The following is a 12055-nucleotide window of genomic DNA, read 5'->3' as shown; positions in this document are numbered from 1 at the left end:
CCGTGTCCCGGCCTGTAAATAGCTCATCTCCCCTGATCGTCGTGTTCATCGACGATCAGGACTGGCATCTGCGTATGCTCCGCGCGGCTTTTTCAACCGCGGGAGCCACGCTGCTGCCAGTACGTCTGAGCGATTGCGGGCTGGACACCACCCAGCCATACGGGCTGCTGATCCCCGGTCTGGACGGCAGATTGCCGGATGGCGCGCTGGTGCGTGCCGTCGCGGGTGGCAGCTTCGAATCCGTGACCATCCGGCTGGGCGTGCTGCATGCTCTGCACGCGATGGGGGTGCCGGTCTGGAATTCTGTCGGCGCGATTGAACGCTGCGTCGATAAATCCATGACCAGTTTCCTGCTGCAACGTTCAGGGCTTCCGACTCCCCCAAGCTGGACTATTCCCGGTCGTGATGCCGCTATTGCCATCGCCCATCGGGCACTGGTGCAGGAAAGACTGGTGCTGAAGCCCCTGTTCGGTTCTCAGGGCAAGGGCCTGACCATGATCGCCCGGGCGGAGGATCTGCCGCCGCCGGAGGAGGTCAACGACGTCTATTACCTGCAACGCTTCATCCCCGCGCATGGGCGTGGTTACGAGGATTACAGGCTGTTCGTCTGCGACGGCGAGGTGATCGCCGCCATGATCCGCCAGGCTGATGACTGGATCACCAATATCCGTCAGGGGGCCACCCCCTCTGCCCTGACTCCGGATGCGGACATGTGCGATCTGGCCCGGCGGGCTGCTCAGGCTGTCGGGGCCGCTTATGCCGGCGTCGATCTGATCCGCGACCCGGACGGACAATATCTGGTGCTGGAGGTCAACAGCATGCCCGGCTGGCGTGGTTTGCAGCAGGTGGTTTCCTATCCCATCGCCGAGCAACTGGCCTCCCGCATGCTGGCCAGCCTGCGCCGCTGACGGTTTTTTATGCCATGAACACCGCCTTTGCCACCGAAGCCTTCGTCGATGCCTGTCTGGCAGAGCTGGAGGCCCCCAAGCCGGGCAATATCCATGTTTATGCGGATGGTCACGGCGCCACGATGGATGATTTCATCCGCAGCGCCCGTGCCGCCGCCCCCGCCCTGTGCCGCAACGGTGCCAGCCTTGGCCCCCGCATCCGCGATGCCGCACAGGCAACATGGGACGCGGTGCAGCGGAACACCAATATCGGCATCCTGCTGCTCTGTGCCCCGCTCGCCATGGCGTTCGAGTCGGGGGAAGTTTCGTCCTCCGCCATACACGACATCATCGCGCAAACCGGTCTGGAGGATACCAGCGCTATATTTCATGGAATCGTCATCCTTTCCCCCGGCGGGCTGGGAGAAGCCGCCGAGCACGATGTACGTGCCCCCGCGACCGTGCCGATCCTGACCGCCATGCAAGCCGCCGCCGGGCATGATATGATCGCCAGGCAATGGAGCCACGGATTTCGGGATATCTTTGACAAGGCCCTGCCCGTCTATGCCGAGACCAGAAAACGCTGGACTGACCGTCAGTGGGCGGCTCTGGCGGTGTTCCTGCATTTCCTTTCGACCGGACCTGACAGCCATATTGCCCGCAATTTTGATGCAGAAACCGCCGAGACCACCCGCCAACAGGCAGAGGAACTGAGCAACCGAATCGCCACAGCCGCACATCCCCAGGCTCTGTTGACCGAAATTTTGGCCTTCGATTCCGCACTGAAAGCCGCCGGGATTAACCCCGGCACCAGCGCAGACCTGACTGTGGCGACAATATTCGCCTATTCCCTCTCTGCGCACCTTGCGGGATCGCGCCGATAATGGTTGATATTCGCGCGCTTGCCGTGGTCCTCAAGGCCTCGGCGTTGCGGGTTTTCCTGATACTGCACCCGATGCGGTAATAGGAAAAGCCTATCCTGCCATTTATTCGGAGGAACACACCATGGCGGTCATCACGAAGACCCTGGTTGGCGAGTCACTGGTTGGCGACGGTAACGAAGTCGCTCACATCGATCTGATCATTGGCCCGCGCGGCAGCGCTGCCGAAACCGCGTTCGCAAACGCCCTCACCAACAACAAGGACGGCTTCTCCACCCTGCTCGCGGTGGTTGCACCGAACCTGATGGTGAAGCCGAACACAATCCTGTTCAACAAGGTCACCATCAAGGGCGCCAAGCAGGCCGTCCAGATGTTCGGCCCGGCCCAGCACGGCGTGGCTCTGGCAGTTGCCGAAGCCGTTGCCGAAGGCATCATCCCGGAAGCCGAAGCCGATGACCTGTTCATCTCCGTTGGCGTCTTCATCCACTGGCTGGCCGAAGACGACAAGAAGATCCAGGAATACAACTACAAGGCCACCAAGGAAGCCCTCGTCCGCGCCATTCGCGGTGAGCCGAAGGCCTCTGAGGTCGTCTCTCAGTACAAGAGCGTGAAGCATCCGTTCGCCGCCAACTAATTGGCGCGCGCACTTTTGTGCACAGGGAAACGCCCGGCCTTTGGCCGGGCGTTTTTCGTTTCAGCCACTCATCCAAACGCCGTCAGAAACGCCGCAGATCATTCTGCGTGATAGTGCCGCCATGCAAGGCGGTTGCAACCAGCGCGCCGCTGGCACCAGCCTGTTGCAACCGCTCCAGATCGGCGACATTGCGTACCCCGCCCGCTGCATAGACCCGCCGTGCATGGCCCGCACGCGCAACGATCCTTGCCACACGGCTCAAATCCGGCCCCGTTTCCGATCCAACCCGCGCCAATGTCATGGCAATCAGTCTGGTCGGCCAGAAAGCAACATCTTCCCACAGTATCTGTGGTCCCTGAAACACATCCCCCCTGAAATCCAGAGACAGGCAGACACGTGACTCTCCGGTCAGGGACAACATGGCTTCGGCATCATTCTGCGACTCACTGCCCAGCACCAGACGGCCATGCGTCTGACGATCCAGCCAGTCGCGCGCGCCCTCAGCCCGCATGCCGGCATCAACCCAGACGTCGAGATCCGGAAAATCCTGTCGCAATGCCCGTAGGATCGGGGCAGCACTGCCCTGCCCCTCGATCGCGTCGAGATCGGCGATATAAAGCGAGCGGAATGGGTGCAGCTTCAGCAGCCCGGCCACGACATCCCGCGGCGCGCTGCCCGCGCAAAGTGGCGTCTGGATAGGGCGGTAAAGGTCACGCTGGCCGTGCCTGGCGTGCACCACCTGTCCCTGCTTCAAATCAATGACGGGTATAATGTCCACGCCCCGATTATAGAGGAATTTCTGTCGATGCACACACGAGCTATGAATACCCGGACATGATGGAGAACAACATGACGGTCCTCGGGTGGGACATTGGGGGTGCCCATGTAAAGGCAGTGCGGCGTCAACAGGGGCAAATCGTCGCCGCCCATCAATATCCCTGCCCGCTCTGGCGTGGACTGGAGCATCTGGATGCGGCCATTGCACAGGCCCTGGCCGATCTCGGCGATGCGCCATGCCATGCCGCCACCATGACGGGTGAGCTGGCAGATATTTTTTCATCCCGTGCCGATGGTGTGACGACCCTGTCAGCCCGGCTCGCGCAGTCTCTCCCACGCCTGAAACTGTATGGCGGACGGGCCGGATGGATTCTGCCGGAACATGCAGGGCAGCACACGGACGATATTGCCTCCGCTAACTGGCATGCGAGCGCAAGCCTTGCCGCCCGCCATGTACGTGACGGGCTGCTGATCGACATGGGGTCTACCACCACCGATCTGATCCTGCTGCGTGACGGAAAGATCGCTGATATTGGCTACACTGATGCGGGGCGGCTTGAGAGCGGAGAGCTGGTCTATACTGGCATGGTGCGCACGCCGGTCATGGCCATCGCCAGCCATGCCCCGCTGAACGGCCGGATCACCGCCCTGACCGCCGAGTATTTCGCTACGGCTGCTGACATCTACCGGATTCTCGGATGGCTCGACGAGGCCGCGGATCAATATCCCTCGGCGGATGGCGGGGCGAAAAGCTGCGAAGGCTCGCACCGGCGGCTGGCACGGATGGCGGGGGCGGATGCCGGGGATTTTTCCGACACCACCATGCGCAGCTTTGCCGAATGGCTGCACGAATCGCAGCTGCGGCGGATTCAGGATGCGGCCATGTTGCTGTTATCCAACGGCCCCCTGTCTGCGGAAGCTCCAGTTATAGGGGCCGGTATCGGGATAAGAGTGCTGGAAAAGCTGGCGGCGCGGCTCGGGCGGCCTTTTCAGCGTTTCGGCAACCTGCCCGGGCTGGGTGGCGATGGCAGCTTCGCACCCGCCATCGCCGTTGCCATGCTGTTGACATGACGCATAACAGGACAAGTAGACTATGCGAACGATCCTTCTCGCTTCCTGCCTGACGGGCCTGCTTGTTGTAGTCTGCCGGACCGGTTTTGCTGCAGACTGCACCGATGGCAATCAGATGCAGCTCTCTCAATGCGCGGCACAGGCGGCTGCCAGTGCGGACAGGACGATGAACACGCTGTACCAGCAGCTTCTGAAAAAAATCGACCCTGACAGTCAGCAAAGGCTACGAGCGGCACAAAGGGCGTGGATTGTGTACCGTGATCGGGAATGCCTGTTCCGCACCGGCGGAGGCCCCGACCAGGGCGGCAGCATCTGGCCAATGATCAATGCGCAATGCCTCCAGACCCTCACGGAAAGCCGCAATCACGATCTGGCTGCACAATTGAAATGCCAGAGCTGGGATCTCAGCTGTCCCGCAAACTGACAGCAGGTATTGATAGGCCGATTTCCGGATGAACGGCGCGTATTTTCTCCAGCAGCCATTCCCACGCCTCCTGCTCCCTCGGGCCGGCGGTCTTTGTGATGGCGATGGTGAGATAATCGACCTCCGCCCGCACCTTGTCCGCGGGCAGCATATGCAGGCGGCTGGCGAGAATGGCGGCCTCGATCACCGCTGACTGGGCACGGTTGAATCCCGGAAACGGCGCATGCGTTTGTACTGTCTTCACTCTACAGCGGAAACGGGAGCGCAAATCATCTTCCTCCACCCCGATGACCTCCAGCTCCTCATGAGCCAGAGCCGATGCGAGACGGGGCGGTGCGACAGACACGGAAGGAGCCAGTGGCCAATCGCGTCGACCCGTGAGACAGCCTGCGAAAACACGGACATCGTCAGTATGGCTGGCCGTCGCCTGTCCCCGCGCGCGCAGATTGGTCAGCGTGGTGGATGGATGAAACGGTGCCACGATCCAGTCACTGCCATCACGGATCAGCCCGAGCGGAGCCAGATGCGGCACGCCATCCGCAGACAGCGTCGTCACAATCGTTTCACGAATCATGGAGTTTCATCCTGCCCGGTCGGCGGGGAAGCATCTGGTGCCGTGTCGGATGCACGTTTCCGCTCTTCCCGCTCCTGCTTCGATTTCAGCGTATGTCCGGCATCCGCAAGCCGAGTGCGATCCGTCGCTGCCCCCGGACGCACGGCGCAGCCCCAATCCAGGGGCTCGTCCTGCGTATATCGTTTGCCGAGGGCGTAAGCGATTTCCGCCTTCATCAATTCCGCGCCGAGATAAAATCCATGCGCGCCATCCTGCTCCACCCCCAGATGGGGGAAGAAAGGAAAGGCCGCGTCTGAAACCTGATGCAGTGAGCCGTTAAAAACGTGAATACCATCTTCCGCCACGGCAATCCGGAAATTGGAATCGCGTATTTCACTGGCAAGGCCGGCAATGTCTTCGGATGATTGCGCATAAGGCCAGCGATCATGAACATGCAGCAGGGCACTGGTATAGTTGCGTGGCAACTCCGCATGGGCACGGGCTGCGAACATCATACGGCGCGCGACATCATGTTCCGCCACCGTGCGACGCGTATGCGGGCTGACATGCACGATCAGCACATTACGAATACGCAGCTCGGTGCAGATGCCGACCAGAGTGGCCGTGATGCCGGATGTATCGGCATCGGTCAGCTCGGTCAGATTACCGGTGCCCATCATGATTTCAGCCTTCGGCAACATTTCCCTGATCCGCACATACCGCATCAGTGAATCCGTAAAGCCGAAATTGATCGGATCGAGCACCGGATCGAGCATATAGTCGATGCCCTTGGCATCCGCTTTTCTGGCCGCCCGGACCAGACTATCCAGATCGCCATGGGGTTTGGACAGCAGCACCGGCACCGCCGCAGTGCCATCGACCACGTCGAGCGTATCTTCATTCAGGCTCAGCAGAAAATCCGCTCCGGCCAGCGCGCCACGCCGCAATTCCTCCGGATCGCCGCTATCTACACTGACCTTGAAACCAGCTTGTTTCAAGGCACGGATCTGATCTTCCAGATGCGCGAAATGACGGCCCGGCTTGCAGCCGACATCAATGACATCCGCCCCATCTGCGGCAAGCCAGCGCGCACGCTCGACAATCGCATCCGGGGAAAGATCAATCGCCGTGACGATCTCCGCAAAAATTCTCAGATCATGCTTCGATAAATCAGGAGGACCACCTTTCCGCCCCAGGAAACGCGGCAGATCGGCCAGTTCCTCCGGCCCCCGTTCAAAACGCACCCCGAAATGGGCCTGCATTTCATCCGGATCGATCCCGGCCCGGCCAGGAAAGATCACCCGGTCTGCCTGTACCGGCGTTTTCAGACGACGCTGAACGATGGCTCCGGTCATCAACGCCGCGACCTTCACGCCGACATTGGCCACTTCCCAGGTAAAGGAAGTCTGACCCAACCCTTGCAGCACATCGCGCAATCTGGCTTCCGCCAGATGTCCAGTCAAAAAAACGATGTGTTCGGCAGAGGCGTCGGCCATGGCGCTGATTTACCGGGATTGAGCGAACGCGCTACGGCGACCGTCAATCGCGGCCTGCAAATCCTCATATGTTTCGACAACAGTCGTCGCTTCGAAATCACGCAGGCGTTCGGTGTTCTGAAGATCAATCCGGCGCGGATAGACTTTCACCATGCCGGACGGAGCTTCCGTATCCATTTCCGGTGCGGTATCGCAAGCGAAGACGATGGTGGGCACACGGCATTTACCCGCCTGTGCAAACACGTTGGTGGCCAGATTATCCGAGATTCCAACCACGCATTTTGCAACCGTATTCGATGTTGCCGGCGCGACAACCAAGGTATGGTAAACACCGAAATAGAAATTACCGACTGGCGCCGCACTGGCAGTCGTATCACGGAAAATGCGGATATTGTCCGGTAGTTTCAGATCTTTGTGGTACATCCTGACCACTTCCGCCGCCGCTTTGCTGACGAACAGATCGACATGATCCAGACTGCGGATCAAGTCCAGACATTCGGTGAAGTAATGCCCCGATCCGGTCAGCGCCCAACCCCAGCGTGGTTTGACAATATGGCGGCTTTCCTCAGCCAGCGCGTCCATTTCTTCCTTGAGCGATCCGCTCATACCACGACCCTTTCATGTCCCGGCGGATGGGCTGCATCCAGCCCGGAGACGGGAATATCTTCCGGCCCGGCGATCAGCACCCGCCCCCGGTAGCGCGCCCGCATCGCCTGAAAAGCAGCATCCACGCTCCCCGCCGAATCTCGCTTGATAATCAGCACAGCCTCGGCCCCAAGCCGGTTTGCCAGCCAGATGGCAAGGCTGTCCGAGGTCACATCCCATGATTCCTGAATATCTGGAGCGCTACGCAGCATCGCCGCCGGCATCCAGACTGGTACCAGACCATCGCCAAGCGCCGTTTCAATCTCCGTCACGGACGTCGCCGGAACGAGGCGCGCTTCGTGCCCGGCTTCACTGCCGCACAGCGCCAGACCAAACTGGGCCATCGCAAGCAGCGCCATTTCATGCGCCGCCGCATCGTGGAAACCAATCACGGGCTGCATCGCCCGCACAGTATCCGCAAAAGGGCCGCCCCCCGGCACCAGCACGATCCGCCCGGCACCACGGCCAATCGCCAGCAACCAGTCCAGTCGCAAAGGCGTATCCGCATGGCTGCCGCCGAGTTTGACGACCAGCGTCATCCAGCGGCACCACCATAGGCAAACAGCGTATCCGCCGCAGCGCTGTAAGCCGTTTCGCGGGTGCGCTCGATGGTCACGCCAACAATGCCGGTCCCGACTTCCAGTTTTTCGACGGTGACGGTGGCTTTCATCACACGTGGATGCACGATCACGAAAGCAGCGATACGCTCGGCCAGCGTTTCCACCAGCCCGACATGGCCGTGTTCCACCAGCATGGCGATGCCATCGGTGATGACGTCATAAGAAAACACATTCTGCATATCGTCGGTCTGGTAACGCGGATGCGCAACCAGAACCTCCACCGTGAAGCGGACTTTCTGTGGTTTCTCCCTCTCCCGCTCATAGGTACCGATCCGCACCGGAAGCACCAGATCGCGCACGAAAATGCGATCCGCCAGCGACATGTCGCCCTGCGGATCAGGCGTGTAACCCCGGGTCGCCAGCACGCGGTAATCAACCACCCCGGTCCCATTCTGTTCGGCCACGCGCGGGATCAGCGCCCGCACCGTACGCACACGCTCCAGCGTCACGGCACCAGCGCGGGCACCCTCCGTCAAGGCCCGGCGAAAACCGAGAAAAGCAGGGGCCAGCAGCAGCAGGCGCGGTACATCCGGCTCTTCCAGCGATCCGGCCAGACCCGGCTCCAGCCCGATCCGGCGGCAGGCACGGGTGAAATCGAGCAGCGCCGGCGCCTTCATATGGCCGAGCAAACCTCCCGCGCCCTTATCAGCGGTATCGAGCATCGCGCCATAAAAACCGGCGTCTTTCAGGGCGGGCAGAATGGCCAGATCAGGTTTCCGGTCAGCAAACAGCACCGCAACCAGCCTCACCCGGCCGGAAAGAGGGGCCAGCGCATCCAGCACCTTCTGGGGGTCGCCTTCGAAGAAGCCGATTTTGACATAGTGAACCCCCGCCTCAACCATGGCTTCGGCAGCCTGAACGATCAGCGCCGGCTCCATCGGCAGATCGCCCGTCACAGCGCTGACCTTGTGACCAGAATGGTTATGGGCGGCATCCCAGCGCGCCACGGCCTCGACCGTACGCCGCACCACCTCCGGCGAGACCGCCCCCAGCGCCCCGAAAGACGGGTCTTTCAGATCGATAATATCAGCACCGCCGGCAAGCGCGATTTCCGCTTCTTCTGGCCCGGTGACGCTGGTCAGCATGCGTGTCATCCGCGCCTCCCGCTCAATTCATGCATCGGTAAAGGAGGTCCGTATCGAAGGGAAGCTCCGTCGCCAAGAGGCTTTCACCGTTTCCATCCATTATGGAGGCCGCCATCGTGCATCCCAGACTGTTCACGATCAGCAGCCGGGAGGCATGGCGAAGCGTCTCCACGGACACGATTTTCTCCTGTGCTTTCAGCAGCGGGATCAAACGGGCGCGGGTCAGACCGGGAAGGATTCCGCATTCCAGCGCGGGCGTGACCCATGTGCCATTCTCAAGCCCGATGAATACGTTCCCGGCCGCGGCACAGGCCACGTCTCCTCTGGTATTGAGCAGCACGGCATCCTGAGCGCCCAGACGCTCCGCCTCCTGCCGGGCAAGAATAGCATCACCATACGCAAGCGATTTGATGCGGGAGAGCGGCGAATCAGCATTACGACGGGTTGTCGCACACAGCGCCACCCGGACAGAGGGCAGGACCAGCATATCAGCGGCTTTAGCGGCAATAGTGGCATAGAGAACCGGACAAACCGGCTCACCCGGCGGCCAGATACCACGCTTTGCGGCCTCCCCCCGCGTCAGGGTCAGACGCAGCGCGGCATCCGTCAGTCCGGCCGCTTCAGCCAAGGCGATCAGGCCTGAGCGCGTCGCCTTCTCCTCCATCGGCACCGGGATGGACAGTACCTCCGCCCCTTCCCGCAGGCGGCGCAGGTGATCGGCGGCCCAGATCAGACGGCCATTCCTCATCAGAATGGTCTCGAACACGCCATCGCCCAGCATCGCGCCACGATCCATCGGCGAAAGTCTGGCTTCGGAGAGCGGCAGAACCTGCCCGTTGATCCAGCAAAGGGGCTGCGTCATTAAATACGCTCTTTCAGAATACAGCGTTCCTCGCTCCAGCCTCCGGTTGCGGCGGTGACGATGGCCCGCATCGGGGCCTGCGCCTTCAGCAGCATCTCCGCATGTTCCCGCTCCGGCACGGATTGGGCGACGATCCCGCCCCCCACGCCAATAGACAGACGATCCCCCTGCATCACGATGGTACGGATGACGATGCTGAGATCAGCCGCTCCGTCATCGCCGATCCACCCCAGGGCACCGGAGTAAATTCCGCGCGGACGTTGCTCCAGACGGTCGATCAGGTCGAGCGTGCGATGTTTCGGACAACCGGTCATCGACCCGCCGGGGAAAGTTGCCCGGATCAGCCCGGCAATCCCTTCTCCCGGTCGCAAACGTCCCCGCACCGTGCTGACCAGTTGATGCACCGTGGCATAAGTCTCGATCGCGCACAGCGCCGGTACCGTCACACTGCCGGGCACACAGACGCGGGAAAGGTCGTTGCGCAGCAAATCCACGATCATGGTGTTTTCAGCACGTTCCTTCACATTGTCCCGCAATGCCTCGGCCAGCGCCGCATCATGAGCCGGGGTAGTGCCGCGGGGGGCAGTTCCCTTGATCGGTTTGGTCTCGACACCACCATGGCGATCGACTTGCAGAAACCGCTCGGGGGAAGCACTCAGCACCGCTCCGCCGGGCCATTTCAGATAGGCCGCATAAGGAGCCGCATTCTGCCGCCGCACGATGCGGTACAGGGTCAGCGGATCAAGCTGAAGCTGGCAGGTTATCTCATTCGTCAGACAGACCTGATAGGTCTCGCCCTGCCTGATCCATTCCAGACACTGCGCGACATCCGAGAGATAAGTGTCGCGTCCGCGATCCGCCGTGAAAACAACAGAAGACGCCTCCCCTGTCTCCGGCGGTGACGGGGCAGCCATCTGCGCCAGGGCCTGGCGGGTTTGTGCGATCCAGCCCTCATCTCCGGCAGGGGCGATCAACCAGCTCTGGCCAGTCTGGTGATCCACCGCGATCAGCCGCTTCACCCGCATCAGCAGCCCATCCGGTGTCGGGGAAGCACGATGCACCGGGCCTCCGACTGCCTGCGCGAATTCATAGCCAAACCAGCCGACATAACCGCCGCAGAACGGTACCGGAGGCTCTGTTCCCTCCGCCGCATGGGGAACCAGGCTGGCCAGCGCGTCTAGAATATCCCGCGCCTGCTCGGGGTGATGGAATGCATCACAGCCAAGCGCACTTTCCGCTTTCCCCAGATAGGACCAGCGCGAACGGCTGCGCTCGCTCAAGGCCCCGTCAAGCCAGAAGGCATGGGGGGAAGCCCCGAACAAGGTCAGAAACGCAGCCTCGGTATCAATTTCTACTGGCAGGCACAGGCTGATGACCCGGCTGGTGTGGCTCAATTCCGGCACTGGAAAAGCCATGGGTTCCGGCTCCTCCGCCACAGGCGGCTGAAATACCGGACGATGCGACCGCGCCGCCAGCGCCAGACCCCTGAAATTCGCAATCAGCCTCTCCCCATCCGGGGTCAGGATGGATTCAGGGTGAAACTGAACGCCCCAGACCGGTGCGGAGCGGGCGGCCAGCCCCATCACCAGATGATCCTGAGCTGTCCAGGCGGTTTCTTCCAACCCCTGCGGCAACGGGCGGCGTGCAACCAGCGAGTGATAGCGCCCAACCGGAAACGGGTTGGGCAGACCGGCAAACAGACCCTCCCCCGTATGATGCACCAATGAGACCTTGCCATGCACTGGCTCTGGTCCGGCCACCACCTCCGCCCCGGCAAGGGCGGCGATGCCCTGATGACCGAGGCAGATACCCAGCAGAGGCCATGCCCCGCTGCGGATCACATCAGCGGAAACGCCGAAATCACCATCCCGGCCCGGGTGGCCCGGCCCCGGCCCGATGACCACCGCATCGAAACCCTGCCGGCGCAGATCACGCCACAGCGCACCATCCCACGCGCCCGCATCGTTGCGCACGATCACGGGTTCCTGCCCGGTCACACGGGCAAACAGATGGAGAATATTATGGGTAAATGAGTCGTAATTATCGACGATGAGCGTCCTCATCGCGGGCCGCTCCAGTGCCAGACGGTCGCTTTGCGTGAAACTCAACCCTTTCGCGCG

The 12055-nt window shown here is 61.5% G+C and carries 13 protein-coding genes; 5 read left to right on the top strand and 8 right to left on the bottom strand.

What is annotated here, in order from left to right:
• Positions 1-2 precede the first annotated feature (2 nt).
• From GbCGDNIH6_RS04025 to fae, 3 genes are all read left to right on the top strand, one after another.
• The gene (locus tag GbCGDNIH6_RS04025) at positions 3-908 is read left to right on the top strand and encodes an ATP-grasp domain-containing protein (protein WP_081369955.1); all 906 of its coding nucleotides are present in this window, start codon (positions 3-5) and stop codon (positions 906-908) included.
• A 14-nt stretch (positions 909-922) separates the two neighbouring features.
• Positions 923-1771 (top strand): triphosphoribosyl-dephospho-CoA synthase, encoded by an 849-nt coding sequence (locus GbCGDNIH6_RS04020; RefSeq protein WP_072562926.1) that lies wholly within the window; start codon positions 923-925, stop codon positions 1769-1771.
• Between the two features lie 121 nt (positions 1772-1892).
• A complete protein-coding gene (fae, locus tag GbCGDNIH6_RS04015) occupies positions 1893-2402 on the top strand; it encodes a formaldehyde-activating enzyme (RefSeq protein ID WP_072562925.1) in 510 nt (169 codons plus the stop codon).
• 82 nt (positions 2403-2484) lie between these two features.
• Here the strand turns inward: fae and GbCGDNIH6_RS04010 are convergent, their stop codons facing one another.
• The gene (locus GbCGDNIH6_RS04010; protein ID WP_072564327.1) at positions 2485-3180 is read right to left on the bottom strand and encodes a HisA/HisF-related TIM barrel protein; all 696 of its coding nucleotides are present in this window, start codon (positions 3178-3180) and stop codon (positions 2485-2487) included.
• Between the two features lie 56 nt (positions 3181-3236).
• Between GbCGDNIH6_RS04010 and GbCGDNIH6_RS04005 the strand changes: the two genes are divergently transcribed.
• Together GbCGDNIH6_RS04005 and GbCGDNIH6_RS04000 are read left to right on the top strand one after the other, a co-directional pair.
• Positions 3237-4250: a hydantoinase/oxoprolinase family protein gene (locus GbCGDNIH6_RS04005; RefSeq protein ID WP_072562924.1), complete on the top strand. Its 1014-nt coding sequence runs from the start codon at positions 3237-3239 to the stop codon at positions 4248-4250.
• A gap of 22 nt (positions 4251-4272) precedes the next feature.
• The gene (locus GbCGDNIH6_RS04000; protein WP_072562923.1) at positions 4273-4674 is read left to right on the top strand and encodes a lysozyme inhibitor LprI family protein; all 402 of its coding nucleotides are present in this window, start codon (positions 4273-4275) and stop codon (positions 4672-4674) included.
• Here GbCGDNIH6_RS04000 and GbCGDNIH6_RS03995 read toward each other — a convergent pair.
• Genes GbCGDNIH6_RS03995 through pabB form a run of 7 tightly spaced genes read right to left on the bottom strand, consistent with a single transcriptional unit; the run spans position 4655 to position 12043 of the window.
• Positions 4655-5248, bottom strand: coding sequence for a DUF447 domain-containing protein (locus tag GbCGDNIH6_RS03995; protein ID WP_072562922.1), 594 nt, complete (start codon positions 5246-5248; stop codon positions 4655-4657). The genes GbCGDNIH6_RS04000 and GbCGDNIH6_RS03995 overlap by 20 nt on opposite strands.
• Positions 5245-6723 (bottom strand): DUF6513 domain-containing protein, encoded by a 1479-nt coding sequence (locus tag GbCGDNIH6_RS03990; protein WP_072562921.1) that lies wholly within the window; start codon positions 6721-6723, stop codon positions 5245-5247. The genes GbCGDNIH6_RS03995 and GbCGDNIH6_RS03990 overlap by 4 nt, the downstream gene beginning before the upstream one ends.
• A gap of 9 nt (positions 6724-6732) precedes the next feature.
• The gene (locus GbCGDNIH6_RS03985; protein ID WP_025286281.1) at positions 6733-7329 is read right to left on the bottom strand and encodes a flavoprotein; all 597 of its coding nucleotides are present in this window, start codon (positions 7327-7329) and stop codon (positions 6733-6735) included.
• The gene (locus GbCGDNIH6_RS03980) at positions 7326-7907 is read right to left on the bottom strand and encodes an amino acid kinase family protein (protein WP_072562920.1); all 582 of its coding nucleotides are present in this window, start codon (positions 7905-7907) and stop codon (positions 7326-7328) included. The genes GbCGDNIH6_RS03985 and GbCGDNIH6_RS03980 overlap by 4 nt, the downstream gene beginning before the upstream one ends.
• Positions 7904-9082 (bottom strand): (5-formylfuran-3-yl)methyl phosphate synthase, encoded by a 1179-nt coding sequence (locus GbCGDNIH6_RS03975; protein ID WP_072562919.1) that lies wholly within the window; start codon positions 9080-9082, stop codon positions 7904-7906. The genes GbCGDNIH6_RS03980 and GbCGDNIH6_RS03975 overlap by 4 nt, the downstream gene beginning before the upstream one ends.
• Positions 9083-9095: 13 nt before the next feature.
• Complete coding sequence (locus tag GbCGDNIH6_RS03970) at positions 9096-9935, bottom strand: aminotransferase class IV (protein WP_072562918.1); 840 nt, start codon at positions 9933-9935, stop codon at positions 9096-9098.
• The gene (gene pabB, locus GbCGDNIH6_RS03965; protein WP_198355803.1) at positions 9935-12043 is read right to left on the bottom strand and encodes an aminodeoxychorismate synthase component I; all 2109 of its coding nucleotides are present in this window, start codon (positions 12041-12043) and stop codon (positions 9935-9937) included. Before pabB ends, GbCGDNIH6_RS03970 begins: the two co-directional genes overlap by 1 nt.
• Positions 12044-12055 lie beyond the last annotated feature (12 nt).

Origin of the sequence: Granulibacter bethesdensis (assembly GCF_001889525.1) — a bacterium.
Classification (GTDB): domain Bacteria; phylum Pseudomonadota; class Alphaproteobacteria; order Acetobacterales; family Acetobacteraceae; genus Granulibacter; species Granulibacter bethesdensis_C.
This window is presented reverse-complemented; position numbering and strand designations above follow the sequence as displayed.

Bases quoted from the DNA above. Each gene is read 5' to 3' on its own strand.
- GbCGDNIH6_RS03985 (WP_025286281.1), bottom strand. From the start codon at position 7,329: ATGAGCGGATCGCTCAAGGAAGAAATGGACGCGCTGGCTGAGGAAAGC.
- GbCGDNIH6_RS03970 (WP_072562918.1), bottom strand. From the start codon at position 9,935: ATGACGCAGCCCCTTTGCTGGATCAACGGGCAGGTTCTGCCGCTCTCC.
- GbCGDNIH6_RS03975 (WP_072562919.1), bottom strand. From the start codon at position 9,082: ATGACACGCATGCTGACCAGCGTCACCGGGCCAGAAGAAGCGGAAATC.
- fae (WP_072562925.1), top strand. From the start codon at position 1,893: ATGGCGGTCATCACGAAGACCCTGGTTGGCGAGTCACTGGTTGGCGAC.
- GbCGDNIH6_RS04020 (WP_072562926.1), top strand. From the start codon at position 923: ATGAACACCGCCTTTGCCACCGAAGCCTTCGTCGATGCCTGTCTGGCA.
- GbCGDNIH6_RS04000 (WP_072562923.1), top strand. From the start codon at position 4,273: ATGCGAACGATCCTTCTCGCTTCCTGCCTGACGGGCCTGCTTGTTGTA.
- GbCGDNIH6_RS03995 (WP_072562922.1), bottom strand. From the start codon at position 5,248: ATGATTCGTGAAACGATTGTGACGACGCTGTCTGCGGATGGCGTGCCG.
- GbCGDNIH6_RS03990 (WP_072562921.1), bottom strand. From the start codon at position 6,723: ATGGCCGACGCCTCTGCCGAACACATCGTTTTTTTGACTGGACATCTG.
- GbCGDNIH6_RS04005 (WP_072562924.1), top strand. From the start codon at position 3,237: ATGATGGAGAACAACATGACGGTCCTCGGGTGGGACATTGGGGGTGCC.
- GbCGDNIH6_RS03980 (WP_072562920.1), bottom strand. From the start codon at position 7,907: ATGACGCTGGTCGTCAAACTCGGCGGCAGCCATGCGGATACGCCTTTG.